The following is a 26391-nucleotide window of genomic DNA, read 5'->3' on the forward strand; positions in this document are numbered from 1 at the left end:
GATTCTAGCCATTCGCTCACGCGCCCACAAGCGCAGTCCCCAGCCTCAGGCCCCGGCGATCATGGCCTGCACTTCGTCCCAGGTCGCGGCATAGGCCCCGGCCTTGGAAGCGGCAATGGCCGCACCGGCCGCCGCACATTGCAGGTGGACCTGCGCCGGGGCCTCGGGCTGGCGCAACTGGCTGGCGATCCAGCCGCCCATGGAGGCATCGCCGCAGCCGACCGTATCGACCACCTCGACGCGATAGGCCGGCTGGTCGATGACCTGCCCGCCCTTGATCCACTGCATGCCCTTGGCCCCCAGGGTGTAGAGGATTTCCGCCTGTGGAGCCAGCGCTTGCAGTGTGGCCAGCGCATTGCCGTCACCGGGGAAGAGGCGCTCCAGGTCTTCGTCGGACACCTTCACGTAATGCGACAGCGACAGCAGTTGCTGCAGCAGGATGCGATAGGAGGGACTGTCCATCAACTTGCGCCAGTTGGGATCGAAGGCGATCTTCTTGTTGCGCAGCGCCGCTTCCTGGGCGATCTGCAGCAGGCGCGAGGCCAGCGGTTCGCGGGCCAGGCTGATGCAGCCGAAGTGCAGCACGCGGGCCGCGTCCATCCAGCCGGCGGGCAGGCGCTGCGGGTCGAAATGCAGGTCGGCGCTGTCATCGCCGATGAAGAAATAATCGGGCGGCGTGGTCGAGGTCACCATGGCCAGCAGCGGTGCCTTGGCGTGCTGCTGGGTGAAACGCATGTCCAGTCCGGCCGCTTCGGTGAGCGCATACAGTTCGGCGCCGAAGACGTCGGTGCTGACGCTGCCGGCATAGCCGGTGGCCACGCCCAGGCGGGCGGCGGCGCGTGCCACGTTCCAGCAGGCACCGCCGGGAATGGCGCGCCACTGGCCGTCAGGCTGGCGGATGAAATCGGTGAGGGCTTCGCCGAAGACGACGAATGCGGCGCTCTGGGTCATGCTGGTCTCCGTGGGTTTGTCGTTATGGGGGTAAGCAATGAATGGTCGGTTCAGTCTTGCAAGGCGTGGCGCGCGCAGGTCTCGTCGGTCACCAGGCCCGTGAGCCAGCCACCGCGCAAGGCGGCACGCACGGCGTCGGCTTTCTTGCTGCCGCCGGAGAGCGCGATCACCGGCCGCTGCGGCGCTTGCGCCAGCGGCGGCGTGGTCACGCGCTCGGCCAGCGAAGAGGGCAGCATGACGCCGTCGATGTCGAAGGCGTGGCAAATCATCTCGCCTACCGCGCCCTGGCGCTGCAGGTCGGCCACCTCCTCGTCATCGATGAAACCGTCTTCGTGCATCGCGCCCTGCAGGGCGATGGTGCCGATGCCCAGGAAAGTCACATCGGCGCGCTCGGCCAGGCCGGTCACGATCTTGTAGGCGCGGTGGTTGCACCATTGCTGGCGGTCGCGCTCACTCTCGGCCACACGCGGGGCGGGCAGCAGGTAGAAGCGCGCGCCCAGTTTTTCTGCGGCTTGCAGGGCCACGTCGTAGCGATTGGCCGAACCGTCGGAGGCGAAGGCCCCGATCATCGAGACGATCTGGTGCTGCGGGCGCTCCAGTTCCGTCAGCCGCTCGATGGCGGCCTTGAGCGTGCGCCCCGAGCCGACGTTGACCACCAGCGGGGCTTCCGAACTGAGGTATTGCTCCATCACTTCGGCCCCGGCCACGGCCAGCATCTGCTGCACTTCCTGTGATTCGTTGGGATTCTCTGCCCCGCCTGCGCCCGGCACCACGCGACACACCTCCAGCCCGTAACGCGCCTGCAGGCCCTGCGCCAGTTCCAGGCAGGAAGAGACCGGGTGCGTGATCTGCACTTTCACCAGGTTGGCATCGGCCGCATAGGCCACCATGCGCTGCGCCATCTGGCGCGAGATGCCGAGCCGCTCGGCGATTTCGTTCTGGGTATTGCCGGCCACGTAGTACATCCACGCGGCACGCGCCGCCAGGTCCAGTTTGGATGCGCTGCTAGACATGTTCTCCTCGCCAGCCGGCCCGGCTGCAGGTACAGGCGGGCGTGTGCTGTTGCTGTGATGTTGGTTGCGGGGGCTTCCCGGTGAATCCCCTGTAGGGTCGCCATTTTACGGCGACTTGGCCCCTCCATTATTGCCAAGCTTGGGCAAATGCTCAATCAAAAAGCAAATGCTTGACACGAATTCGAGAATCGATGAATATTTGCCCATAAAAATAATATTTGCTCAAAAAAGTCGTTCACGAAAACCGCCTTCCCCTGCATGTGTGCCCTGGCATCGTCTGCCGCGGCCACCCCAGGAAGAACGTGCAGGAGGGCACATAACATTCGGAGACCAGCATGTCCAAACTCGTGCGCACCCGTGCGTCCGGCGCTACCCGCATTCGCTTCACCCTGGCCGCTGCGGCCGTCTCGGCCCTGTTTGCCGCCGGCCTGGCGCAAGCCGAGCCGGTGACGCTGAACATCGCGTCCATCAATAACCCCGACATGATCGAACTGCAGAAGCTGGCACCGGCGTTCGAGAAGGCCAATCCCGACATCAAGCTGCGCTGGGTCACCATGGAAGAAAGCGTGCTGCGCCAGCGCCTGACGACCGACATCGCCACCAACAGCGGCCAGTTCGACCTGATGACCATCGGTGCGTATGAAGCGCCGATCTGGGCCAAGAAGGGCTGGCTGGCACCGATGAGCGGCCTGCCGGCGGACTACGATGAGGCCGATCTCATCAAGCCGGTGCGCGAGGGTCTGACCGTGGACGGCAAGCTCTATGCGCTGCCCTTCTACGCCGAAAGCTCGATGACCTACTACCGCAAGGATCTGTTCGAGCAGAAGAAGCTGACCATGCCGCAGCATCCGACCTGGGATGAGGTCGCCAAGCTGGCCGCGCAACTGCATGACCCGGCCAAGGGCGTCTACGGCATCTGCCTGCGCGGCCGTGCCGGCTGGGGCGAGAACATGGCCATCATCACCACCATGGCCAATGCCTGGGGTGGCCGCTGGTTCGACGAGCAATGGCAGCCGCAGCTGTCCTCGCCGGAATGGAAGAAATCGGTCAATTTCTATGTCGACCTGATGCGCAAGTACGGCCCGCCCGGCGCCAGCTCCAACGGCTTCAATGAAAACCTGGTGCTGTTCTCCAGCGGCAAGTGCGGCATGTGGGTCGATGCCACCGTGGCGGCCGGCATGCTCTATCACGGCAAGGATTCCAAGGTGGCTGACAAGACCGCCTTCGCGCCCTCGCCGCAGCAGGTAACCGACAAGGGTTCGCACTGGTTGTGGATCTGGTCGCTGGCCGTGCCGAAGTCCTCCAAGTCGCAGGACGCCGCCAAGAAGTTCGCCGCCTGGGCCACCTCCAAGGAATACATCAATCTGGTGGCCAAGGATTCCGGCTGGGCCCTGGTGCCGCCGGGTACGCGCAACTCGACCTACGCGTCGGCGGAGTACAAGAAGGTCTCGCCGTTCTCTGACTTCGTGCTGGATGCGATCCAGACTGCCGACGCCAACAAGCCGACCGTGAAACCGGTGCCTTATACCGGCGTGCAGTTCGCCACCATCCCCGAGTTCCAGTCGATCGGCACCGTGACCGGCCAGGCCATTGCCGGTGCACTGGCCGGCAAGACCAGCGCGGACGCCGCCCTGGATGCTGCCCAGGCGCAGGCAGTGCGGATGATGCGCCAGGGCCGCTACATCAAGTAAGCCCTGCCGCTTGTGGTTCCGCTGGCATGCAGCCCGTGCTGCATGTCCCGCGCGCGATGTGACCGTCATGCCTGCATGACGGCTGCATCGCGCCGTTCTCCCCGGCTGTGCGCACCTTGCGTGCGCCGCCCGGATTGAAATCCCGAGGCCGTCATGTCCACGATCCACTCCACCCAGGTGTCGTCCACCTCACCGATGATGCAGAGTTCTTCCCCGCCTGCTGCACGCAAGCAGCAGACCCGTCCGCCGCGCAAGGAGCGCTTCAATCCCATTCGCCTGATGCAGACGCCGTCGGTGCTGATCCTTCTGGCGTGGATGATCGTTCCGCTGGTGATGACCATCTATTTTTCGGTCAATCGCTACAACCTGATGGCCCCTGACCAGACCGGTTTCGTGGGTCTGGAAAACTATATCTTCCTGTTGCAGGACCCGGCCTTCTGGCCCTCCATCGGCAACACCGCCCTGCTGATCGGGTCGGTGCTGGCCATCAGCGTCATCGGCGGCACCCTGCTGGCGGTGCTGTTCGACCAGCCCTTCCGCGGGCGCGGCATTGCACGCCTGCTGGTGATCGGCCCCTTCTTCGTCATGCCCACCGTGGCCGCGCTGATCTGGAAGAACATGATCATGCATCCGGTCTACGGCATCCTGGCCTACGTGATGCGCCACCTCGGGCTGGAGCCGATCGACTGGCTGGCCGAGTATCCCATGCTGTCGGTCATCATCATTGTGGCCTGGCAGTGGATTCCGTTTGCCTTCCTGATTTTGCTCACGGCCTTGCAGTCGCTCGATACCGATCAGAAGGAAGCCGCCCAGCTCGATGGCGCGGGACCGGTGCGCATCTTCTTCTACATCGTCCTGCCGCACCTGAAGCGCGCCATTACGGTGGTCATCATGATCGAGACCATCTTCCTGTTCTCGGTCTTCGCGGAAATCTTCACCACCACCGCGGGCGGTCCGGGCACGGCCACCACCAACCTGACCTTCCTGGTCTATTCGATCGGCCTGCAGCAGTTCGACATCGGCATCGCTTCGGCCGGCGGCATCTTCGCGGTCGTGCTGGCCAACATCGTCTCGTTCTTCCTGGTGCGCATGCTGGCCAGGAACCTCAAGGGAGTCAACGAAAAATGAGCGATCCAAAGAAAAGCCCCCTGTGGGTGGCGGTGCTGGGCTGGGCCTGCGCCATCGTGCTGTTCTTCCCCATCTTCTGGGTGGCGGTCACGGCCTTCAAGACCGAGTCCCAGGCCTACACGCCCTCGCTGGTGTTCCTGCCCACGCTGGAGACCTTCCGCGAAGTCTTCAGCCGCAGCCACTACCTGGGCTACGTGCAGAATTCGCTGATCGTCTCGCTGGGCTCGACGCTGCTGTCGCTGCTGCTGGCGGTACCGGCGGCGTATTCGATGGCCTTCTTCCCGACCGGGCGCACCCAGAAGCTGCTGCTGTGGATGCTGTCGACCAAGATGATGCCGGCCGTGGGCGTACTGATCCCCATCTATCTGCTGGCCAAGAATACCGGCCTGCTTGATACGGTAACGGGGTTGACCATCATCTATACGCTCATCAACCTGCCCATCGCGGTATGGATGGCCTTCACCTACTTCAATGACGTGCCCAAGGAAATCCTCGAAGCGGCCCGCATCGACGGGGCCAACGCCTGGCAGGAAATGATTTACCTGCTGCTGCCCACCGCCATGCCAGGCCTGGCTTCCACGGGCTTGCTGCTGATCATCCTGTCGTGGAATGAAGCCTTCTGGAGCCTGAACCTCACCAGCGTCAATGCGGCGCCGCTGACGGTGTTCATCGCCTCCTATTCCAATCCGGAAGGCCTGTTCTGGGCCAAGCTGTCGGCCGCCTCCCTGCTGGCGATTGCGCCCATCATGGCGCTGGGCTGGCTGGCGCAGAAGCAGCTGGTGCGCGGCCTGACCTTCGGAGCGGTGAAGTGATGATGGCGCGCCAGGCGATCACCCACCTGATCTGCGACTGCGACGGCGTGCTGCTCGACAGCGAGAGCATTGCCCTGCGCGTGCTGCATCGTGAATTGCTGCCGCTGCTGCCGGCCTGGAGCGGCGCTGACGATGAAGAGCAGGAAGCGCAGCGCAGCCAGGCCTTGCACACTGCCATCGCGCACCGGCTGGGCATGTACACCGACATCCTGCTGGGCGAAGTCGATCTGGAATTCGAACTGGGCCTGGATGCCGCCGCCGCCGAGCGCATCCACCAGGCCGTGGCCGTGGCCTGCGGCGAAGAAGCGCAGCCGGTGCCGGGCGTGGTCGAGGCCTTGCAGGCCATCCGCCTGCCGCGCGCGGTGGCCAGCAACAGCGATGCGCCGCGCATCGAAGCCGGTTTGCGCCGCTGCGGCCTGTTTCCGCAATTCGCCGGCCGCATCTACAGCGGTCACGATGTGGCCCATCCCAAGCCGGCACCGGATGTGTATCTGGCGGCAGCGGCGGGCTTCAAGGTCGATCCGGCGCGCTGCGTGGCGGTCGATGACAGCGTCACCGGCGTGCGTGCAGCGGTAGCCGCCGGCATGCACGTGCTGGGCTTTACCGGCGTGGCGCACGACCGCAAGACGATGGCGCGCAAGCTGAAGGATGCCGGCGCGCATCAGGTATTCGAGGACATGAAACAGTTTCCGCAACTGGTGAGTGAATTGATCTGGCTGCGCTGAGCAAAGAGCGCGCAGTCCCCCTACAAGAGAACGAGGAGAACCCCATGGCAGCCGTGAGCATCAGGAACCTGGCCAAGCGCTACGACGACAACGAAGTCATGCGCGACATCAATCTGGAAATCGAGGATGGCGAATTCGTCGTCTTCGTCGGCCCCTCGGGCTGCGGCAAGTCGACCTTGCTGCGCATGATCGCGGGCCTGGAAGAGATCAGCGATGGCGACCTCGACATCGGCACGCGCCGCATGAACGATGTGCCCGCCTCCAAGCGCGGCGTGGCCATGGTGTTCCAGTCCTATGCCCTCTATCCGCACATGAGCCTGTACGACAACATGGCCTTTGGCCTCAAAATTGCCGGCAAGTCCAAGGCCGAGATCGATGCCGCCGTCCAGCATGCCGCCAAGATCCTGCACATCGATCACCTGCTGGACCGCAAGCCGCGCGCGCTCTCCGGCGGCCAGCGCCAGCGCGTGGCCATCGGCCGCGCCATCACGCGCCAGCCCAGCGTGTTCCTCTTCGATGAGCCGCTGTCGAACCTCGATGCCGCGCTGCGCGTGAAGATGCGCCTGGAATTCGCCAAGCTGCATGATGACCTCAAGACCACCATGATCTACGTCACCCACGACCAGATCGAAGCCATGACCCTGGCCGACAAGATCGTGGTGCTCTCCGAGGGCCGCATCGAACAGGTCGGTTCGCCCCAGCAGCTGTATCACCATCCGGCCAATCGTTTCGTGGCCGGCTTCATCGGTTCGCCCAAGATGAACTTCATCGATGGCACCGTGGCGGCCGTGCAGGCCGATGGCGTGCAGGTGCAATTGCCTGGTGGCGGTCTGCAGTGGGCTGCGGTTGACGGCAGCACGCTGCAAGCGGGGCAGAAGGTCACGCTGGGCGTGCGTCCCGAGCATCTCAACATCGCCCGGGGCCAGGCCGCGCTGCAGGCACGCTGCACGGCGCTGGAACTGCTGGGTGATTTCTCTTACCTCTATGCGGCCCAGGAAGGCAGCGACGATGCGCTGATCTTGCGCGTACCAGATAGCCTCGATCCGCCGCACGGCAGCGTCTTGCAACTGGCTGCCGATCCGGCGCGCTGCCATCTGTTCGGTGCCGACGGCCAGGCCTTGCCGCGCCTGGCATCGAGCGTGGCCGCGCCGCGCCCGCATTGATCCCTTCGCCCATTCACTTCCTCGACAAGGACCAGGCATGACCAGTTCCGCCACTTCCCTCGACCAGGACGCCGCCGATAGCCTGACCTGGCTGCACATCGGTGCCGGCTCTTTCCATCGCGCCCACCAGGCGGTCTATCTGAACGCGCTGCGCGAGAGTGGTGCCGACCGCCGCTGGCAACTGGCGCTGGCCAACATCCGCGCCGACATGAGCCCGCTCCTCGAAGCGCTGGCCCGCCAGCAGGGCCAGTACACGCTGGAGACCGTCACGCCCCAGGGTGAACGCAGCTACCAGCGCATCGCCTCCATCGGCCGCATCCTGCCCTGGGATGAACGGCTCACGCAACTGATCGCCGCCGGTGCCGAAGAACGCACCCGCATCGTCTCCTTCACCGTCACCGAGGGCGGCTACTACCTCGACCATCACTACCAGCTCGACACCGGCAACGCCGACCTGGCCGACGACCTGCGCTGCGCCCTCGATGGCAGTGGTGCACCGCGCACCATCTACGGCGCGATTGCGGCCATCCTGCATGCACGCAGCCAGGCGCATCCGCAGGCGGCGCTGACGCTTCTGAACTGCGACAACCTGCGTCACAACGGCGAGCGCTTCCGCGACGGCCTGCGCCAGTTCCTGACCCTGCGTGGCGAGACCGCACTGGTGGCCTGGATGGACGCCCATACCACCAGTCCCAACGCCATGGTGGACCGCATCACCCCCCGCCCCACACCGGCGGTTGCGGCCCGGGTGAAAGAAAATACAGGGGTCGACGATCCCTGCGCCCTGATGGGCGAGTCCTTCATCCAATGGGTGATCGAAGACGACTTCCAGGCCGGCCGTCCGCGCCTGGAAGCGGCTGGCGTGGAGATGGTGCAATCGGTGCTGCCCTATGAAGAAGCCAAGATCCGCATCCTCAACGCCAGCCACAGCTGCATCGCCTGGGCCGGCACGCTGGCCGGGCTGCAATACATCCACGAAGGCACGCTGCGCGAGGACATTCGCCAGATGGCGCATGACTACGTGACGCAGGACGTGATCCCCTGCCTCACGCCCAGCCCGATCGACCTGGCGGCGTACCGCGATACGACGCTGGCCCGTTTCTCCAACCCGGCCATCCAGGACACCAACCAGCGCGTGGCTGCCGATGGCTATTCCAAGATCCCCGGCTTCATCCGCCCGACCCTGCAGGAGAGCCTGGCGGCCGGCCGCGATCCGCAGGCTACGGCCATGCTGCCTGCGCTGTTCCTGGTATTCCTGCAGCGCTGGGCGGCCGGTGAGCTGCCTTACGAATACCAGGACGGCATCTTCGACGCCGCCGCCGCGCGCCGCATGCTGGCCGCAGAGGATGTAGTGCAGGCCTTCTGCGCCGATGCCGTGCTGTGGGGCGAACTGGCCGGGGATGCGCGTCTGGTGGCGCTGGTGCGCTCGGCTTACGGACGCGTGCAGCAGTGGCTGGGGCAGGCGCACTGACGCTGCCTTTTGTGCCCAGGGCGTCATAGAATTGCCATTCAATAACGAATAACGAGGAGCACCATGTATCTTGGGATCGACCTGGGTACGTCCGAGGTCAAGGCGGTGGTGATCGATGAGACGGGCGCGCTGCTGGCACTGGCCGGCAGTACGCTGACGGTGTCGCGTCCGCATCCGCGCTGGTCCGAGCAGAGTCCGGACCACTGGTGGCAGGCCACCTGTGCCACCGTGGACAAGCTGCGCGAGCAGCTCGGCAGTGAGCGCTTCGGCCGCATCCGCGCCATCGGCCTGTCCGGGCAGATGCATGGTGCGGTGCTCATGGATGCGCAGGATGCGGTGCTGCGTCCGGCCATCCTCTGGAGCGATTCGCGCAGTGCCCCCGAATGCGCCGAGCTGGAACGCCGCGCCCCGCGCCTGCATGGCATCGCCGGCAACCTGGCCATGCCGGGCTTTACCGCGCCCAAGCTGTTGTGGGTGGCGCGCCATGAACCGCAACTGTTTGCGCGCATCGCGACCGTGCTGCTGCCCAAGGATTGGCTGCGTTTCATGATGACCGGGCGCAAGGTGTGCGATCCCTCGGACGCCGCCGGCACGCTGTGGCTGGATGTGGAAGGCCGCAACTGGTCCGACGAATTGCTGGCCGCCTCCGGCATGCGGCGCGATCAGATGCCGGCGCTGGTCGATGGCAGTGCGGTCTCCGGCACGCTGCTGCCGGAAGTGGCGCAGGCCTGGGGCTTGCGTGCGGACGTGATCGTGGCCGGTGGTGCCGGTGATGGCGCGGCCAGTGCGGTGGGCATCGGTGCGGTCAAGCCCGGGGATGGCTTCCTCTCGCTGGGTACTTCCGGTGTGCTGTTCGTGGTCAATGACCGTTTCCGTCCGAATCCGGGGCGGGCCATTCACGCCTTCTGCCATACCCTGCCGCAGCGCTGGCACCAGATGAGCGTGATGCTCTCGGCGGCCAGTTGCCTGCGCTGGTTCTGCCGCTTGTGTTCCGTGGATGAGAAGAGCCTCCTGGCCGAGATCGAACAGCTCGACGAGGAAGCGCGCAACAATGCGCCGCTGTTCCTGCCTTACCTGTCAGGTGAGCGCACCCCGCACAACGATCCTTATGCTACCGGCGTCTTCCACGGGCTCACACCCGAACACCAGCGCGCTGCACTCGGCTATGCGGTGCTGGAAGGCGTGGCCTTCGGCATGGTGGATGGACTCGATGCGCTGCGCGCAGCGGGCACGGATGTGGCCGAATTGTCGCTGGTAGGAGGTGGTGCGCGCAGCGTTTATTGGGCACAGTTGCTGGCCGATGCGCTGCAGGTGCGCATCGTCACCCATGTGGGCAGCGAGGCCGGTGGTGCGCTGGGTGCGGCGCGCCTGGCCTGGCTGGCCGATGGCGGCGATGAAGCCGAGGTGTGCCGCAAGCCGGCACAGCAGGCGCTGTACCAGCCCGATGCGGCACGGCATGCGGCCTTGCAGGTGCGGCTGCAACGCTATCGGGCGATCTATGCGCCGTTTGCGCCCTTGTATGGGGAGGGCGCTTAACTTCAATCAGAGGAGAAATATGCAGGTCATCGAATGCAGTGAAGCCCAGCTCGATATCCTGGCCGGCTTGTTCAACGATTACCGGATTTTCTATGAATATGAGGACGACTTGCCGGCATGTCGTCACTTTCTGGAAGAGAACTTGCGGCTGCGGCGGTCTTCGATGTTCTTGCTGATTGATGACGCGGGAAGCGCGCTTGCTTTCGCGCAGTGCTATCCCGCAACCTGTTCACTGAGCATGCGTCCTTACCAGTATCTCTCCGACCTGTATGTCATTCACACTGCGCGCCAGCAAGGCCATGGCCGCAGGCTGATGCAGTACCTTCGCGATCACTTCAGCGCGCGGGGAGCGCAAAGGATCACTCTCGATACCGCCACGACCAACGTGACCGCCCAGCGGCTTTACGAAGCGCTGGGCTATGAGCGGGAGCAAGTCTATATCACTTATCACCAAGTGCTGGAGGGAGCTGACCAGCCCTGATTGAGCCTCCCGCTGTAGATCCGCTGCCCGGGCGGTAGCGCCTCATCGCCGGTTGAACTTGAACACCGAAATGGCCTGCAGCAGGCGCATGGTCTGCTCTTCCAGGCTGGTGGCCGCGGCCGCCGCTTCTTCCACCAGCGAGGCATTCTGCTGGGTGCTGGCATCCATCTGCGTGATGGCTTCATGCACCTGGTTGATGCCCGCACTCTGCTGCTGGGTCGCCTCGTTGATCTCGCTCATGATGCCCGAGACCCGCTGCACCGAGGCCACGATGTCGCGCATGGTGCTGCTGGCCTGCTCGACCTGGCGATTGCCTACTTCCACCTTGGCCACCGAGTCGTCGATCAACTGCTTGATCTCCTTGGCCGCCGCGGCCGAGCGCTGCGCCAGCATGCGCACTTCCGAGGCCACCACCGCAAAGCCGCGTCCCTGTTCGCCGGCGCGTGCCGCTTCCACCGCCGCATTGAGCGCCAGGATATTGGTCTGGAAGGCGATGCTGTCGATCAGGCTGATGATGTCCACGATCTTGTTGGAGGATTCGCTGATCTCGTTCATCGTCGTGCCGGTACTGGCCACGGCATCGCCGCCGCGCATGGCAATGGACGATGCGGTCCCGGCCAGCTCGTTGGCCTGGCCCGCGTGATCCGCATTCTGGCGCACGGTGCCGGCCAGCTGGTGCATGCTCGATGCCGTTTCTTCCAGATTCGCGGCTTGCTGTTCAGTGCGGCGTGAGAGATCCATGTTGCCGGTGGCGATTTCACGGGTCGCCAGGTTGATGGTCTCGACGTTGGAACGCACGTCGCCGATGATGGCGGTCAGGTTCACGTTCATCTGGCGCAGCGAGGCCAGCAGGCGGCCCAGTTCATCATGGCGGCCGGTCTCGATGCGCACCGAGAGGTCGCCCCCGGTGATGGCGTGGGTGATATCGAGCGCCTGCTGCAGCGGTTTGATGAGCGCGGCGCGCAGGGCGATCCACTGCACGATGGACAGCAGCGCTGACGCCGCCGCCAGCGCGCTGATCCACCACTGGTGCAGCGCCATCATGCCGGCCAGTACGACGGCGATCTGGATCGCCAGCATCACGCCCATCGACCAGTTCAGGCGGGTGTTCAACTGCATGCGCCCGAGTTTGCCCAGCCATCCGGCCAGTCCGGTACGGACCACTTCACCACGATGCAGGGCAATACCCTTGGCCTGGCCACGGCGCATGCTTGCGTAAAGTTTCTCGGCCGCTTCCACCGCCGCGCGTTCGGGCTTGGTGCGGACCGACATGTAGCCGACCACCTGGCCGCTCTCGCGGATGGGCGTCACGTTGGCACGCACCCAGTAATGGTCGCCGCTCTTGCTGCGATTCTTGACCAGTCCGGTCCAGGGGGTGCCGCCCTTGATGGTGGCCCACATGTCGGCGAAGGCCTCCGGCGGCATGTCCGGATGGCGGATCAGGTTTTGCGGCGCGCCCAGCAATTCCTCTTCCTCGAAACCGCTGATCTCGATGAAGTAAGGATTGACGTAGGTGATGTTGCCCTGGAGATCGGTCTTGGAAACGATGGCCTTGCCATCGATGAGCAGGCGTTCCTGCCCTGTGACCGGCATGTTCATGCGCATCTGATACCCCCGTGTAAGAAGCTGTGTTGTTGGAAAGTCCAGCTGGCGGGGGCGGGCGGTGGTGCCGAAGGTGTTCGCCTCTCCCTTGCGAACACGTCGGACCAGGCGCGCCAGGCAGCGACAGCCTGGCGCAAGGTCCTGCCTGACGGGAATGACGCGTCAGACGATGGGATTGTCTCCGTTGTGCGGGCTGTCGGACCCTCTGCGGGGCTTTCCGAAGACGCTAGTGTAGGTCGGATAGAAGGAACAGTACATGATGACCGTCAATATTATCGAGATCGGCAGCAGGATGAAGAACACCACCGCAATGCTGCCGGTCAGCAGCGTGATGGCCATGCTGATGACCGTGGGCACCACGATGGCGATCACGATCCAGGCCAGGCCGTAGACCAGGAAGGCCCGGCCGGCCCGGCGCACGGTGAAGAAGCTGTAGAACAGCGCCTTCCCCAGCGGCATCTGCTGCCACATGATCAGGGGCGCCGCATACCAGAAGGCCATCGCCGCCGGCACGTAGAGGGCAGCTGCCACCAGCATGGCGATGCGCATGCTGCCGGCGGCGCTTTCCAGTTCCTGGGTCGACAGGCCACCGCCCATCATGGCTTTCCAGAAGGTGCCGCCATCGGCCAGGGCCGAGGCCGCCACCACCAGCGTGGCCACCAGCAGGTAGAGCAGGCCGAGCTTCAAGAGCGTATTGCGCGCCGGGTTGCGAAAAGCGATCAACAGCAGGTTGGGGAAGACCCGTTCACCCCGCTCGATCTGCGCGCAGGCCTGCATGAAGGACATCGAGAACAGCGGGATCAGGATCAGCGGCAGCATCTGGCCGAGCACCGGGATGATGCCCAGGGCCAGCATCAGGAACATGTAGGCCAGGAACAGCGTCGAGATCTCGGCCGGTTGTTTTCTGAACAGGACAAAGCCCTGTTTGACCCAGGACCAGCCGGTGTGTGCGGGGATCTTTTCCATAGCTCCAGTGGTTACAGCGCCGGTGGCGCATCCTGGATGCGCAGGCGCAGGATGCGTTCGAAGTGCGTGGGATCGTGCGGCGTGAGCATTTCGGCTTCGCGCGGCAGGTAGAAGTCGTACAGGCGCGAGAGCCAGAAGCGCAGCGCGGCGGCACGCAGCATGGGCTGCCAGGCGATGCGTTCGGCCTCCGAGAACGGACGCACGGCACGATAGGCGGCCAGCATGGCTTCGCTGCGGGCAGTGTCGAGCACGCCCGTCTCCAGGTCCACGCACCAGTCATTGACGGTGACGGCCAGGTCGAAGAGCCAGGTATCGCAGCCGGCGAAATAGAAATCGAAGATACCCGAGAGCTGTTCGCCCACGAACATCGCATTGTTGCGGAACAGGTCCGCATGCACCGGTCCGCGCGGCAGGGCACGGTAGTCGGGGGTGGCGGCGAAGTCCTTCTGGTATTGCACTTCGCTGGCCAGCAGCTGGCCCAGCTCGGCCGGCAGGAAGGGCAGTACCGCCGGGGTGGTTTCCAGCCACCAGGCCAGGCCACGCAGGTTGGGCTGCAGGATCTTGAAATCCTTGGCTGCCAGGTGCATGCGCGCGAGCATGTCGCCCAGCGCGGCGCAGTGCACCGGTTGCGGATCCAGCTGCGACTGCCCTTCGAGCTTGCTGACGATGGCCGCCGGCTTGTCGTTGAGCAGGTTGACGATGGCGCCCTTGTCATTGGGCACTGGCGCCGGCACCGGGATGCCGCGCTGCGCCAGGTGGCGCATCAGTTCCAGGTAGAAGGGCAACTGTTCGATATGCAGTTTCTCGAACAGCGTCAGCACGTATTCGCCTTGCTCCGTGCCGATGAAGAAGTTGCTGTTTTCGATGCCCGAGGAGATGCCCTTGATCGAGGTGGCGCGGCCGAGCGGGAATTGTTCAATCCAGTCCGAGAGTTGTTCCAGACTGACCGGTGTAAAGACTGCCATGACGAAAATGAATAGAGGATGCTGGCTGGGGCGCGCTGCCGGCAAGTCCGGCCGCTGCGCGAGGGGGAGGGCAGATGCGCCGTCCTTCCTGTTCCTGAACCGGCCGCGCAGTGCGGCCGGGTGATGCGCTTGATCGCTGTGGATGGCGCACCCTCACCGCGTAGCGAGGGGCGCGATCACGGGATCACTTCTTGGTGGTGCCGTCGGTGTCGCCTTCCTGGGGCTTCTTGACGCCCCAGTCGAACTCGCCGACCTTCCATTGGGCCGAGCTCGGCGGCGGGCTTTGTGCGTCGCCCGGGGTGGAGCCGCCCAGTTGCGGGTTGGGACGCACGTAGTAGGTGCTGGGACCGGACTTGACTTCGATTTCCTTGGTCTGGCCGTGGTCGCGGCGTTCCTTGATGCTGTTGCCTTGGGTGCGGCTGTCTTCGCCCGGCTTGCGGATGGTCACGGCCGGCGGTTCGCCTTCTTCCAGCTTCTCCAGTTCGGGCGGCGGCGGGGCCGGCTGGGCGGCCAGGCCGGCAGGCGGCGTTTGCGCTACGGCCAGCGGTGCGGCCAGGCCAGCCGATGCGCACAGCAGCACGGCTGCCAGGGACTCTTTGAACCGGAGTTGGGATGGTTTCATGATCTTGTGAAGAAAAAGGGGGGTGTCGTTTTCTTCATTGTAGCAAACCATCAAGGCGGGACCCTCGCGTTTCTTCATGGGAATGATCAATAAGGCAACAGAAGAACGCGAGTGCGGGGAGCCGCTTTACGTGTGCCCCACGTGCGGCGCTAGTCCAGCAGCGGGATACGGGTACTGAGCCAATCGGCCAGGGTGGGCGGCATGGGGACGACTTTGACGAAATCTTCCTCTTCGCCTTCGCTGGCGTCGAAGTAGGCCAGGTGGTCGCGGGCGTAGTCGATCAGCTGCGGGTAGGGGCCGCCCCAGTGCACGGTGAAGTAACGTACCGCGCGCCAGCGGCCCTGCTCATCGAAGATGCGCAGGCGGATGTGATCGCGCCGGTCCGCATTGCTGCCGGTGCCGCACAGCTCGACCATGAAATGTTCGCCGCGATAGTGGCGCTGGCCGCCGTTGAGTTTTTCGGTGTACATCGCGCATTGCTGGTAGTGCGGGCGGGTGGCGGTGACTACCGCGATGGCCACGCCATAGCTCATCACCAGCATGTACAGCAGGGTGGTGGTCTGGTAGGCCGGACGCCAGCGCGGTTTGGCCAGCACGATGATGCGGCCCATGCCGTAATAGAACCAGGCCAGGGTGGCCGCCATGAGCATGGCTGCCAGCCAGTAAAGCGTTTCACGATGCTGCTGCAGCGCGCTGTGCCAGTGATTCCATCCCCATTGCTGCAGCAGCTCGTAGGGCAGCAGCAGCAGGGTGGCGCCTGCGGCCAGGGGCGGCATGCACAGCAACAGCGCCGCATGGAGCGTGCTCAGCAAGAGCTGCGTGAAATAGGCGCGGGCGACGGGCATGGCGATGCAAAGGTAGGAGAATGGAGGGAACCTTCATGTAGTTGCCTTGCATCATGAATTCTTGAACGGTTGTTTAAAATCGTACGTTGGTGAGGGGAAGTGAACTTTGTTTCGCTTATCGATGGCGCGATGCGGCCTGGCGCGTGGCAAAGAAAAAGGCCGGCACGCATGGCTGCGCGCCGGCCTTCGAAGGGACAACGAGAGCGGGAGGGTTACAGATACATCCCGCTCTGCCGCTCCGCCTCCTGCTGGGTTTCCGCCGGTTTGGACTTCTCGGCGTGGAATTTCTGGATCGCTGCCAGCACTTCGGCAGGTTCGTCGATCACCTGCAGCAGGTTCACGTCCTTGGGCGAAATCATGCCGTCGTCCACCAGGCGGGTCTTGATCCAGTCCACCAGGCCGGCCCAGAACTCGCTGCCCACCAGGATCACCGGCATCATGCGCGACTTGCCGGTCTGCATGAGGGTCAGTGCTTCGGTCAGCTCATCGAGGGTGCCGAAACCGCCCGGCAGCACCACGTAGGCATCGGCGTATTTCACGAACGCTACCTTGCGCGCGAAGAAATGGCGGAAGGACAGCGAGATGTCCTGCCAGGCATTGCCGTGCTGTTCGTGCGGCAGTTCGATGTTCAGGCCCACCGAGGGCGAAGCGCCTTCGTAGGCGCCCTTGTTGGCAGCCTCCATGATGCCGGGGCCGCCGCCGGAGATGACGGCATAGCCGGCGTCGGAGATCAGACGGGCGATCTCCACACACAGTTGATAATGGGGATTGTCGGGCTTGATCCGGGCAGAACCGAAGATGGAAACGGCAGGACGCAGCTCGGAGAGACGTTCGGTCGATTCGATGAATTCTGCCATAATCGTGAGTACATGCCACGACTCGCGCGCCTTCTTGGCCGTCGCGCGTTCGATGTCCCCCACCTCCCGCAGACGCGGGACATTTTTTCCTCTCTGTTCCATATGCAAAAAACCTTGTTGTTAGTTGATGGTTCCAGTTACCTCTATCGGGCCTTCCATGCACTGCCCGATATGCGTAACGCGGAAGGCGCGCCCACCGGTGCGCTGTACGGCATCATCAATATGCTGCGCCGACTGCGCAACGATTATCCCGCAAGTTACGTTGCCTGTGTGTTCGACGCCAAGGGCAAGACCTTCCGTGATGATCTCTATCCCGACTACAAGGCCACCCGCAAATCCATGCCGGAAGACCTGGCATTGCAGATCGAACCGATCCACGCCGCCGTGCGCGCCCTGGGCTGGCCGATCCTGATGGTCGAGGGCATCGAGGCCGATGACGTCATCGGTACGCTCTCGGTACAAGCCACCGCCGCCGGACTGGACACCATCGTCTCCACCGGCGACAAGGACATGGCTCAATTGGTCAACGAACACGTTACCTTGGTCAACACGATGAGCAATGAAGTTCTCGACATTGCCGGCGTGACTGCAAAATTCGGCGTGCCGCCCGAGCGCATCGTCGATTACCTGAGCCTCATCGGCGACACCGTCGACAACGTGCCCGGCGTCGAAAAGTGCGGTCCCAAGACCGCCGTGAAGTGGCTCTCCGCCTATGGCTCGCTCGATGGCGTCATGGCCAATGCCGACAAGATCAGCGGCGTGGTTGGCGAAAATCTGCGCAAAGCCCTGGACTGGCTGCCGCAAGGCCGCGTGCTGGTCACCGTCAAGACCGATTGCGATCTGTCGGAGCACATGAAGTCCATCCTCGAATCGCTGACCATGCAGCCGGTCGACAAGGAAGTGCTCAAGGATCTCTTCACCCGCTACAACTTCCGCACCTGGCTGCGCGAACTGGGCGAGGGCAGCGAGCCCACCGGTGCCAAGGCCCCGCTGGTTGGTGCCAGCGCCGCGGCGGCACTGGAAGCGCCGGCCCAGGGTGGCCTCTTCGCCCCTGCGCCCAAGGTCGAGTACGAGACCGTGCTCACCGATGCACAACTGGATCAGTGGATCGCCGCCATCAACGCCGCCGAACTGACCGCCGTCGATACCGAGACCACCTCGCTGGATGCGATGCAGGCCGAGCTGGTCGGCATCTCGCTGTGTTGCGAGCCGGGCCGTGCTGCCTACATTCCGGTGGCACACACCTACCAGGACGCGCCCGCACAATTGTCGCGCGAGCATGTGCTCGCCAAACTGAAGCCCTGGCTGGAAGACGCCAGCAAGCCCAAGCTCGGCCAGCACCTGAAATACGACAGCCACATCTTCGCCAACTACGGCGTACGTCTGGCCGGCGTGAAGCACGACACGCTGCTGGAATCCTATGTCTTCGAATCACATCGTCCGCACGACATGGACAGCCTGGCCGCGCGCCACCTGGAGCGCAAGACCATCACCTATGCCGAAGTGTGCGGCAAGGGTGCGTCCCAGATCGGATTCAATGAAGTAGCCATCGAACGCGCCACCGAATACGCCGCCGAAGATGCGGAAGTCACGCTGGCCCTGCATCACGCCATGTGGCCGCAGATCGAGCATGATGACAAGCTGCGCTTCATCTACGAGAAGATCGAAGTCCCGACCTCGGTGGTGCTGCAAAAGATCGAACGCAATGGCGTGCTGATCGACAGCGAGCGCCTGGGCCAGCAATCGCACGATCTCGGCAAACGCATGCTGGAAATCGAACAGCAGGCCTACGACCTGGCCGGCCAGCCTTTCAACCTGAATTCGCCCAAGCAGCTGGGCGAGATCCTGTTTGGCAAGCTGGAGCTGCCGGTGGTCAAGAAGACCGCCTCGGGCGCACCGTCCACCGATGAGGAAGTGCTGCAGAAACTGGCCGAGGATTATCCGCTGCCCAAAGTGCTGCTGGACTATCGCGGCCTGGCCAAGCTCAAGTCCACCTATACCGACAAGCTGCCCAAGATGATCAACCCGGCCACCGGCCGCGTGCATACCAACTATGCACAGGCGGTGGCAGTCACTGGCCGCCTGTCCTCCAACGAACCGAACCTGCAGAACATCCCGATCCGTACGCCCGAAGGCCGCCGCATCCGCGAAGCCTTCGTCGCCCCCGAAGGCTGCGTGATCGTCTCGGCCGACTATTCGCAGATCGAGCTGCGCATCATGGCGCACATCTCCGAAGACGAGAACATGCTGAAGGCCTTCGCCAACAACGAAGACATCCACAAGGCCACCGCCGCCGAAATCTTCGGCATCGCGCCCGAGCAGGTCGAGTCCGAGCAGCGCCGCTATGCCAAGGTCATCAACTTCGGCCTGATCTACGGCATGAGCGCCTTCGGCCTGGCCGGCAACCTGGGCATCGAACGTTCTGCCGCGCAGATGTACATCGACAAGTACTTCATGCGCTTCTCGGGCGTGAAGCGCTACATGGATGAAACGCGCCTGCAGGCCAAGGCGCGCGGCTACGTGGAAACCGTCTTCGGCCGCCGCCTGTGGCTGCCCGAGATCAACTCGCCCAATGGCCCGCGCCGGCAAGGCGCCGAGCGCGCGGCGATCAATGCGCCCATGCAGGGCACTGCCGCCGACCTCATCAAGCTGGCCATGATCGCCGTGCAGGACTGGCTGGAGTCGACCGGCATGAAGAGCCGCATGATCATGCAGGTCCACGATGAACTGGTGCTGGAAGTGCCCCAGGATGAGCTGGCGGTGGTGCGTGAAAAGCTGCCTGAATTGATGAAAAATGTTGCGGAGCTGAAAGTTCCCTTGCTTGCCGAGGTCGGAATCGGTAAGAATTGGGACGAAGCGCATTAATCTTCACACCCCCTCCGGAAACACGCGGCTTTGCGCCGCCCTCCAGCGTGGGGCGTGAAGGATTGGGTAAAAAGCAAGATTGGCAGGAAGGCAAGCTCACGCCCTGACGCGACCCGCGTGGTCAGCAGGGGTCAGCACCGCCGTCCAAGCCAGCACCTGAATGACAAGACAAGCAGACCGGCGTCGCAACCGCAGACGAACAAAGACGGGATGACGCCCTGGGTGGTACCGGACGGGGTCCGGGCAACCGAGGCTGAGGCAGGAAGGCAGGGGACAAGCACATTCATTACCGGCCATGACCGCATGCGGTCCGTGGCCGTTGTCATCTCCGTCTTTCCGTCCGGCCTCCGATGAACACATGGGAGGAGACGTCATGAAGTCAGGAATGAAGGTAGGTACGCGCCTGGGGCTGGGGTTTGCGTGGGTGGTCTTGCTGCTGGTGCTGGTGACCGGCTTCGGCATCTACAACATGCACCAGGTACAGGGACGCTTCACCCACGTGGTGGAGGTCAAGAATCCCGAGAGCGCACTGGTCAAGGAGATGCTGGAGACGGTGGGCGAGCGCTCCATCTCGCTGCGCAACCTCATGCTGCCCGCCGCGCCCGAAGACGTGGACATCGAGGCGCAATACATCGAAGGCCAGACCCAGAAATACAAGGTCGCCGCGCAGAAGCTGCAACAGCTCTTTGCCGACTCCGCCGACACCTCCGAGGAAGAAAAGGCGGCCCTGCCCAAGATCCAGGCGCAGGCCGCGACCGCCGAGAAGCTCATCAACGAAGCCGTCGAATTCGGCAAGCGCCGCGAAGCCTATGAGCTGGCGCAATTCCTGAAGGAGCAATACCTGCCGGTGCAGAAATCCTGGCAGGTCGAACTGAAGGCGCTGGCCGCACTGGAAGACAAGCTCAACCGCGAAGCCGCCGACAGCAGCGCCGCCGCCTATTCCCGTGCGCGCCTGCTGATGCTGCTCATCAGCGCCATCGGCGTGGTCACCGCGATCCTGGCAGCGATCTGGATCACGCGCCAGCTGCTGCGCAAGCTGGGTGGCGAACCGGACTACGCGGTGCAGATCGCCGGCCAGATTGCCGAAGGCGATCTGGCGGTGGTGATCGATACCCGCGCCGGTGACAGCGACAGCCTGCTGGCGGCCATGCGCGTGATGCGCGACAAGCTGGCCGCGATCGTCTCGGAAGTGCGGCGCGGTTCTGAAACCATCACCACCGCCTCCACCGAAATTGCACGCGGCAACCTCGACCTTTCCGGCCGCACCGAGCAGCAGGCCGGTGCGCTGGAAGAGACTGCCTCCTCCATGGAGCAGCTCAATTCCACCGTCAAACAGAATGCCGAGAACGCCCACCAGGCCAACGACCTGGCGCTGGCCGCCTCCGACGTGGCGGTGCAGGGTGGCAGCATCGTCTCGCAGGTGGTGGAGACCATGCAATCCATCAATGCCTCCTCGCAGAAGGTGGCCGACATCGTCAGCGTGATCGATGGCATCGCCTTCCAGACCAATATCCTCGCGCTCAATGCCGCAGTGGAAGCGGCGCGTGCGGGCGAGCAGGGGCGCGGCTTTGCGGTGGTGGCGTCCGAAGTGCGTTCGCTGGCGCAGCGCTCGGCCTCGGCCGCCAAGGAAATCAAGGTGCTCATCGGCGACTCGGTCGGCAAGGTGGAAAACGGCAGCAAGCTGGTCGAGCAGGCCGGCAGCACCATGACCGAGATCGTCACCAGCATCCGCCGCGTCACCGACGTGATGACCGAGATCACCCACGCCAACCGCGAGCAGAGCAGCGGCATCGAACAGGTCAACGAGGCCATCATCCAGATCGACGACATGACCCAGCAGAACGCCGCCCTGGTCGAACAGGCAGCGGCGGCTGCCCGCCAGCTGCAGGAACAGGCAGCCGGGTTGCAGCAACTGGTGAGCGTGTTCCGCATCGATGCGACACAGGCGCGCGTGACTTCGTCCACTTCTGCAACTTATGCACAACCGGCTTCGGCTGAGCGCGTCGTCGACGTCACGCCCGGTGCGCCGGAGCTGCCGGGCGGCAATGCGGCACTGGCGGTGCAGGGATGAAGCAGGGTCAAAACCTGGTCAAGCCGCGCTCAACACGTTCTGCCGATTGCGGTTAGACTCCGGCAGGGGATGAAGCCAGCGTGCGAAAAATACCAGCTTGTCCGGTGCCATGAAAGCGGTCTGCAAGGACCGCTTTTTCATGTTGGCGCTCCCCCGCATCACCATCACTTCCACCACAACGAGGCCAAGTGCCACCAAGATGGAGAACCCGATGAACGACCTTCGCAATGATTTCAACAGCCTGCTGGGCCAGAGCAACCTGTCCGGCAACGCTGATCGCCGCACCTTCCTCAAGACCGCCCTGGGTACCGGCTTTGCCGCCGCCGTGCTGCCGGTGTGCGCCCAGACCATGATCAAGACCGATACCCAGGGCCTGACCGCAGGCGAGGTCTCCATCGAGGTCAACGGCCAGCGCGTGCCGGCCTATCGCGCCCAGCCCGAGGGCAAGACCGGACTGCCGGTCATCATCGTGGTCTCCGAGATCTTCGGCGTGCATGAGCACATCGCCGACATCGCGCGCCGTTTCGCCAAGCTGGGCTACCTGGCCATCGCGCCGGACTTCTTCGTGCGCCAGGGCAATCCCATGGCCTACACCTCCATTGCCGAGCTGCAGAAGGAAATCATTTCCAAGGTCCCCGATGCGCAGGTGATGGGCGACATCGATGCCTATGTAAAGTGGGCCGGCGAGAACGGCGGCGACATCAAGCGCCTGGGCATCAACGGCTTCTGCTGGGGCGGCCGCATCGTGTGGCTCTACAGCGCCCACAACCCCCAGGTCAAGGCCGGAGCCGCCTGGTATGGCCGCCTGGTGGGCGACAAGACCGCGCTGTTCCCGCAGCAGCCCATCGATATCGCGCCGACGCTGAAGACGCCGGTCATCGGCCTCTACGGCGGCAAGGACCAGGGCATCCCGGTTTCCACCGTGGAGCAGATGAAGGAAGCCCTGCAGAAGGCGGGCAACAAATCCGAATTCCACGTGTACGCCAATTCGGGCCACGCCTTCAACGCCGACTACCGCCCCAGCTATGTGGAGGCGGATGCCAAGGATGCGTGGAGCAAGGTCGTGGCCTTCTTCAAGCAGCATGGCGTGGCCTGATGCTGATGCAATAATTCAGCGAGCTTCTTGTTGGTGCGCTTCTGATGCAGATCAAGGCAGGGCGCACCAAGATGTGCAGCGCGCAGGCAAAGGGACGGAATTTTCCGTCCCTTTTTCATTGAATCTCAGTAAGTACACATGGGTTTACGGCGCTGCCGGCCTTGGCACGCCGTTTGCTAAAGAAGCGATTGAGTAGAAGCGGCTAGCAGTCGGTAACGAAGACACTTACCTTCTTGCGGGGCATTGCTCGTGATGCCATCGGAGCCTTCCGATGGTCCCTCTCTTTTGACAGGACACGAGACCATGCACATTGCCCGAGCGCCCTCTCATTCTGTGTTGCCGTTTTTCGCAGCATTTCCCTTGATCGATTCCCTTTCCGGCAATGCCATCCGAGGTGGGCGATGAACGCCGTCACCGATCGTTTCAACGGCAGTGCCGCCACCACGCTGCGTTTGCGGGTGAGGGCAGTGCGTCACGCGGCCGAAGGGATTCGTCTCCTTGAACTGGTGGCGCAAGACCACGCCGCGTTGCCGCCCTGGACGCCGGGCGCGCACTTGCGCCTGCATCTGCAGGACGGTCTGGTGCGTGCCTATTCCCTCTGCAATACGCCGCAACAACGCGACTGCTACGTGATTGCCGTCAAGCGCGAGAGCGATTCGCGCGGTGGTTCCGCCTATCTGCATGAACAGGTGCAGGAGGGCGATTCGATCAGCGCATCGTCTCCCGTCAATGCCTTTCCCCTCATCGCCGACCCGCGTGCGCCGCTGCTGCTGGCCGCTGGTATCGGCATCACGCCGCTGCATGCGATGGCCGCCGAGATGGCCGCGCAGGGCCGGCGTCATCGCCTGCATTACTTCGCGCGCAGCCTGGCACACGCCGCGTTTTTCCATGAACTGGCCGCCTGTTCGCAAGGCATGTCGCTGCACCTGGGGCTGGACGGTAGTGAGACCGAGCGCGCCATTGCAGCGGCCCTTGCCGCCGTGCCGTCTTCGTCGCCGCTCTACGTGTGCGGACCTGCACCTTTCATCGAAGCCGCGCGCCGTCATGCGCAACGGGCGGGCTGGCGCGAGCAGGACATTCATTTCGAATGGTTCGCGGCGCCCGTGATGGCCAATGCCGAAACGCAATCCGCCGCGCAGGCTCAGGCCGAAGAGCACGTCTTCGAACTGGTCCTGCACCGTTCCGGCCTGCGCTGCGAGGTGCAGCCCGGCCAGAGCATCGTCGCTGCCGCCGCGCAACTGGGCGTGGTCATCGGCACCTCCTGCGGCGAAGGGTTCTGCGGCAGTTGCGAGAGCACCGTGCTGGAAGGCCAGCCCCTGCATCGCGACAGCGTGCTCTCTGACGCCGAACGCGCCAGTGGCCGCCGCATCCTGCCCTGCGTATCGCGCTGTGCCGGCACGCGATTGGTTCTGGATCTGTAATTGGTTAGCACGCAAAGCAAGTTCAACCCACCTGGAGAGGAAGGCTATGAAGAAGCAATCGATGCAAAAGCGGACATTCCTGCGGCAGCTGGCCGCGCTGTGGCTGGGCGCGGCTGCCCTGTCGGTGACGGGCCTGGCCCTCGCCGAGGACAAGGTCACGCTGCTGTCGAACTGGTATGCGCAGGCCGAGCACGGCGGCTTCTACCAGGCGGTGGCCAAGGGTATCTATAAAAAATATGGGATGGACGTGACCATCAAGATGGGTGGTCCGCAGGTCAACAACATGCAGATCCTGGTGGCCGGGCAGGCTGACTTCAGCATGGGCTATGACTTCGCCGTGATGAAGGGCATCGAGCAGGGGCTGCCGCTGGTGACCGTGGGGACGTCCTTCCAGTCCGACCTGCAGGGCATGATGACGCACGACGATGTCAGCAGCCTGGGCGGCCTGAAGAGCAAGACCATCCTGGTCGCGGGCTCGGGCCAGTCGAGCTGGTGGCCGTGGCTCAAGTCCAAGTATGGCTACACCGATGCGCAGTCCAAAGCCTACACCTTCAACCTGCAGCCCTTCTTTGCAGATCCCAATATCGCGCAGCAGGCCTATCCTTCGTCCGAACTGTTCCAGGCCGACAAGGCCGGCGTGAAGAGCAAGTTCTTCCTCTTCGCCAGCGATGGCTATCCGCCCTATGGCACCACCATCGTCACGCTACAGAAGACGGTGGCCACCAAGCCTGACCTGGTGCAGCGCTTCGTCAAGGCCACCGCCGAAGGCTGGAAGAGCTACCTGGAAGATCCGGCAGCGGCCAATGCCCTCATCAAGGCCGACAACAAGAACATGGGGGATGAGCAACTGGCCTATGCGCTGGGCAAGCTCAAGGAACTCAAGGTCGTCACCGGGGGGGATGCGGCCAAGCTGGGCATCGGCGTGATGACCGATGAGCGCTGGAAACAGACCTATGACGTCATGGTCGCCACCGGGCTGCTCAAGGCGGGTACCGATTATCACAAGGCCTACACCACCCAGTTCGTCAAGGACATGAAGGTCATGCCCTGATGTTGTGACCCGCTGGTCGCTGCTGCCATGTGTTGTCCGCATCAGCGATCTCCTTAGCGTGAGGACGCCATGATTCCCTACACAGTACCCATGACCGCGCGCCGCATTCCGGTGATCGATTTCGCCGATGCGTTCTCGCCCGAACTGGCCCGCCGCGAGGCGCTGGCCTGGGAGATCCACAAGATCTCGCGCGACGTGGGTTTCTTCTACCTCGTCAATCACGGTGTCGCGCCCTCGCTGGTCGAGCAGCAGTTCGACTGGGCGCGGCGTTTCTTTGCCTTGCCCCAGGCCAGCAAATCGGCCATCGACATGCGGCACTCTCCGTCCGGCTACGGATACGAGCGCATGGGGGCGCAGGCCCTCGATGAAGGATCGCCCGCTGACCTGAAGGAAGGCTTCCAGTTCGGCTTTGACATCGCACCCGATCATCCTTATGTGCAGCGCGGCCTGCTGCGCTATGGCCACCACCTGTGGCCGCAGGACCTGCCCGGTTTCGAGGCGCACTCACGCTTGTATTACGACGCCGTGCGCGCACTCTCGCATCGTCTGCTGGGGGTGATCGCACTGTCGCTGGAGATGCCCGAGGATTTCTTCGAGCCGGTGCTGCAGGCACCCATCGCCACCCAGCGCATGCTGCACTATCCGCCCCAGCCTGACGGTGCCCGGCACAACCAGATCGGTGCCGGTGCCCATACCGACTGGGGATTGGTCACCATCCTCGCGCAGGACGACATCGGCGGACTGGAAATCTGCAATGCCGATGGCCAATGGGTGAGCGCGCCTCCCATCGCGGAAAGTTTCGTGGTCAACATCGGCGACCTGTTGCAGCGCTGGAGCAATGACCTGTATCACAGCAATGCGCATCGCGTGCTCAACGCGGGCAGTGCACCGCGCTATTCCCTGCCGTTCTTCCAGGATGGCGACCAGGCGGCCGTGGTGGCCTGCCTGCCCAGTTGCTGCAGCGATGAACGCCCGGCGCGCTACGTCCCCTGCACCATCGGTGACTACCTGGAAATGAAAGTGAAGCAGACCTTCGGGGTGGTAGCGGCGGCCTGAGCT

21 protein-coding genes and 1 pseudogene are annotated in these 26391 nt (G+C 63.8%); 14 read left to right on the forward strand and 8 right to left on the reverse strand.

Annotation, left to right across the window (positions count from 1 at the left end):
• Window positions 1-45 precede the first annotated feature (45 nt).
• Entirely contained in the window at window positions 46-951 is a 906-nt protein-coding gene (locus ACLRDN_RS02235) for a carbohydrate kinase family protein (protein ID WP_413458786.1), read from the reverse strand.
• Between the two features lie 50 nt (window positions 952-1001).
• Window positions 1002-1964, reverse strand: coding sequence for a sugar-binding transcriptional regulator (locus tag ACLRDN_RS02240; RefSeq protein ID WP_413458787.1), 963 nt, complete (start codon window positions 1962-1964; stop codon window positions 1002-1004).
• Between the two features lie 335 nt (window positions 1965-2299).
• On the opposite strand from ACLRDN_RS02240, the gene ACLRDN_RS02245 reads away from it, so the two are divergent.
• From ACLRDN_RS02245 to ACLRDN_RS02280, 8 genes and pseudogenes are all read left to right on the forward strand, one after another.
• Window positions 2300-3655: an ABC transporter substrate-binding protein gene (locus ACLRDN_RS02245; RefSeq protein ID WP_413458788.1), complete on the forward strand. Its 1356-nt coding sequence runs from the start codon at window positions 2300-2302 to the stop codon at window positions 3653-3655.
• A gap of 153 nt (window positions 3656-3808) precedes the next feature.
• Window positions 3809-4783: a carbohydrate ABC transporter permease gene (locus ACLRDN_RS02250; protein WP_413458789.1), complete on the forward strand. Its 975-nt coding sequence runs from the start codon at window positions 3809-3811 to the stop codon at window positions 4781-4783.
• Window positions 4784-4815: 32 nt separating this feature from the next.
• Window positions 4816-5595 (forward strand): annotated as a pseudogene (locus ACLRDN_RS02255) (carbohydrate ABC transporter permease); the annotation flags it as partial.
• Window positions 5595-6320, forward strand: coding sequence for an HAD family hydrolase (locus ACLRDN_RS02260; RefSeq protein WP_413458790.1), 726 nt, complete (start codon window positions 5595-5597; stop codon window positions 6318-6320). The pseudogene ACLRDN_RS02255 and the gene ACLRDN_RS02260, both read left to right, overlap by 1 nt.
• Before the next feature lie 44 nt (window positions 6321-6364).
• Window positions 6365-7483, forward strand: coding sequence for an ABC transporter ATP-binding protein (locus tag ACLRDN_RS02265; RefSeq protein WP_413458791.1), 1119 nt, complete (start codon window positions 6365-6367; stop codon window positions 7481-7483).
• A gap of 37 nt (window positions 7484-7520) precedes the next feature.
• Complete coding sequence (gene dalD / locus ACLRDN_RS02270) at window positions 7521-8954, forward strand: D-arabinitol 4-dehydrogenase (protein WP_413458792.1); 1434 nt, start codon at window positions 7521-7523, stop codon at window positions 8952-8954.
• 63 nt (window positions 8955-9017) lie between these two features.
• Entirely contained in the window at window positions 9018-10490 is a 1473-nt protein-coding gene (xylB, locus tag ACLRDN_RS02275) for a xylulokinase (RefSeq protein ID WP_413458793.1), read from the forward strand.
• A 19-nt stretch (window positions 10491-10509) separates the two neighbouring features.
• Window positions 10510-10971, forward strand: coding sequence for a GNAT family N-acetyltransferase (locus ACLRDN_RS02280; protein WP_413458794.1), 462 nt, complete (start codon window positions 10510-10512; stop codon window positions 10969-10971).
• A 42-nt stretch (window positions 10972-11013) separates the two neighbouring features.
• Here the strand turns inward: ACLRDN_RS02280 and ACLRDN_RS02285 are convergent, their stop codons facing one another.
• The 6 genes from ACLRDN_RS02285 to ACLRDN_RS02310 form a co-directional block, all read right to left on the reverse strand.
• Window positions 11014-12576 carry a methyl-accepting chemotaxis protein gene (locus ACLRDN_RS02285; RefSeq protein WP_413458795.1) on the reverse strand — a complete coding sequence of 521 codons (1563 nt, stop codon included), beginning with the start codon at window positions 12574-12576 and terminating at the stop codon, window positions 11014-11016.
• A 159-nt stretch (window positions 12577-12735) separates the two neighbouring features.
• Window positions 12736-13539, reverse strand: coding sequence for a BPSS1780 family membrane protein (locus tag ACLRDN_RS02290; RefSeq protein WP_413458796.1), 804 nt, complete (start codon window positions 13537-13539; stop codon window positions 12736-12738).
• Window positions 13540-13550: 11 nt separating this feature from the next.
• Window positions 13551-14504 (reverse strand): homoserine kinase, encoded by a 954-nt coding sequence (locus tag ACLRDN_RS02295; protein ID WP_413458797.1) that lies wholly within the window; start codon window positions 14502-14504, stop codon window positions 13551-13553.
• 184 nt (window positions 14505-14688) lie between these two features.
• Window positions 14689-15126, reverse strand: coding sequence for a hypothetical protein (locus ACLRDN_RS02300; protein ID WP_413458798.1), 438 nt, complete (start codon window positions 15124-15126; stop codon window positions 14689-14691).
• Between the two features lie 149 nt (window positions 15127-15275).
• A complete protein-coding gene (locus tag ACLRDN_RS02305; RefSeq protein WP_413458799.1) occupies window positions 15276-15971 on the reverse strand; it encodes a hypothetical protein in 696 nt (231 codons plus the stop codon).
• Window positions 15972-16183: 212 nt separating this feature from the next.
• The gene (locus ACLRDN_RS02310; protein WP_039789301.1) at window positions 16184-16930 is read right to left on the reverse strand and encodes a TIGR00730 family Rossman fold protein; all 747 of its coding nucleotides are present in this window, start codon (window positions 16928-16930) and stop codon (window positions 16184-16186) included.
• Here ACLRDN_RS02310 and polA point away from each other — a divergent pair, their 5' ends adjacent.
• The 6 genes from polA to ACLRDN_RS02340 all read left to right on the forward strand — a co-directional run bounded on the left by polA (window position 16931) and on the right by ACLRDN_RS02340 (window position 26388).
• A complete protein-coding gene (gene polA, locus ACLRDN_RS02315; RefSeq protein WP_413458800.1) occupies window positions 16931-19693 on the forward strand; it encodes a DNA polymerase I in 2763 nt (920 codons plus the stop codon).
• A 373-nt stretch (window positions 19694-20066) separates the two neighbouring features.
• Window positions 20067-21764 (forward strand): methyl-accepting chemotaxis protein, encoded by a 1698-nt coding sequence (locus tag ACLRDN_RS02320; RefSeq protein WP_413458801.1) that lies wholly within the window; start codon window positions 20067-20069, stop codon window positions 21762-21764.
• Window positions 21765-21975: 211 nt separating this feature from the next.
• Complete coding sequence (locus ACLRDN_RS02325) at window positions 21976-22860, forward strand: dienelactone hydrolase family protein (protein ID WP_058894097.1); 885 nt, start codon at window positions 21976-21978, stop codon at window positions 22858-22860.
• Window positions 22861-23261: 401 nt separating this feature from the next.
• Window positions 23262-24281: a PDR/VanB family oxidoreductase gene (locus tag ACLRDN_RS02330; protein WP_413458802.1), complete on the forward strand. Its 1020-nt coding sequence runs from the start codon at window positions 23262-23264 to the stop codon at window positions 24279-24281.
• A gap of 61 nt (window positions 24282-24342) precedes the next feature.
• Window positions 24343-25332, forward strand: coding sequence for an ABC transporter substrate-binding protein (locus tag ACLRDN_RS02335; protein WP_413458803.1), 990 nt, complete (start codon window positions 24343-24345; stop codon window positions 25330-25332).
• Between the two features lie 69 nt (window positions 25333-25401).
• Window positions 25402-26388, forward strand: a complete 987-nt coding sequence (locus tag ACLRDN_RS02340) for an isopenicillin N synthase family dioxygenase (RefSeq protein ID WP_413458804.1) — start codon at window positions 25402-25404, stop codon at window positions 26386-26388.
• Window positions 26389-26391: the final 3 nt, after the last annotated feature.

Origin of the sequence: Herbaspirillum huttiense, from assembly GCF_047300815.1 — a bacterium.
Classification (GTDB): domain Bacteria; phylum Pseudomonadota; class Gammaproteobacteria; order Burkholderiales; family Burkholderiaceae_D; genus Herbaspirillum; species Herbaspirillum huttiense_A.

Coding starts and splice junctions, on each gene's coding strand:
- ACLRDN_RS02235 (WP_413458786.1), bottom strand. CDS start 951: ATGACCCAGAGCGCCGCATTCGTCGTCTTCGGCGAAGCCCTCACCGAT.
- ACLRDN_RS02240 (WP_413458787.1), bottom strand. CDS start 1,964: ATGTCTAGCAGCGCATCCAAACTGGACCTGGCGGCGCGTGCCGCGTGG.
- ACLRDN_RS02245 (WP_413458788.1), top strand. CDS start 2,300: ATGTCCAAACTCGTGCGCACCCGTGCGTCCGGCGCTACCCGCATTCGC.
- ACLRDN_RS02250 (WP_413458789.1), top strand. CDS start 3,809: ATGTCCACGATCCACTCCACCCAGGTGTCGTCCACCTCACCGATGATG.
- ACLRDN_RS02260 (WP_413458790.1), top strand. CDS start 5,595: ATGATGGCGCGCCAGGCGATCACCCACCTGATCTGCGACTGCGACGGC.
- ACLRDN_RS02265 (WP_413458791.1), top strand. CDS start 6,365: ATGGCAGCCGTGAGCATCAGGAACCTGGCCAAGCGCTACGACGACAAC.
- dalD (WP_413458792.1), top strand. CDS start 7,521: ATGACCAGTTCCGCCACTTCCCTCGACCAGGACGCCGCCGATAGCCTG.
- xylB (WP_413458793.1), top strand. CDS start 9,018: ATGTATCTTGGGATCGACCTGGGTACGTCCGAGGTCAAGGCGGTGGTG.
- ACLRDN_RS02280 (WP_413458794.1), top strand. CDS start 10,510: ATGCAGGTCATCGAATGCAGTGAAGCCCAGCTCGATATCCTGGCCGGC.
- ACLRDN_RS02285 (WP_413458795.1), bottom strand. CDS start 12,576: ATGCGCATGAACATGCCGGTCACAGGGCAGGAACGCCTGCTCATCGAT.
- ACLRDN_RS02290 (WP_413458796.1), bottom strand. CDS start 13,539: ATGGAAAAGATCCCCGCACACACCGGCTGGTCCTGGGTCAAACAGGGC.
- ACLRDN_RS02295 (WP_413458797.1), bottom strand. CDS start 14,504: ATGGCAGTCTTTACACCGGTCAGTCTGGAACAACTCTCGGACTGGATT.
- ACLRDN_RS02300 (WP_413458798.1), bottom strand. CDS start 15,126: ATGAAACCATCCCAACTCCGGTTCAAAGAGTCCCTGGCAGCCGTGCTG.
- ACLRDN_RS02305 (WP_413458799.1), bottom strand. CDS start 15,971: ATGCCCGTCGCCCGCGCCTATTTCACGCAGCTCTTGCTGAGCACGCTC.
- ACLRDN_RS02310 (WP_039789301.1), bottom strand. CDS start 16,930: ATGGAACAGAGAGGAAAAAATGTCCCGCGTCTGCGGGAGGTGGGGGAC.
- polA (WP_413458800.1), top strand. CDS start 16,931: ATGCAAAAAACCTTGTTGTTAGTTGATGGTTCCAGTTACCTCTATCGG.
- ACLRDN_RS02320 (WP_413458801.1), top strand. CDS start 20,067: ATGAAGTCAGGAATGAAGGTAGGTACGCGCCTGGGGCTGGGGTTTGCG.
- ACLRDN_RS02325 (WP_058894097.1), top strand. CDS start 21,976: ATGAACGACCTTCGCAATGATTTCAACAGCCTGCTGGGCCAGAGCAAC.
- ACLRDN_RS02330 (WP_413458802.1), top strand. CDS start 23,262: ATGAACGCCGTCACCGATCGTTTCAACGGCAGTGCCGCCACCACGCTG.
- ACLRDN_RS02335 (WP_413458803.1), top strand. CDS start 24,343: ATGCAAAAGCGGACATTCCTGCGGCAGCTGGCCGCGCTGTGGCTGGGC.
- ACLRDN_RS02340 (WP_413458804.1), top strand. CDS start 25,402: ATGATTCCCTACACAGTACCCATGACCGCGCGCCGCATTCCGGTGATC.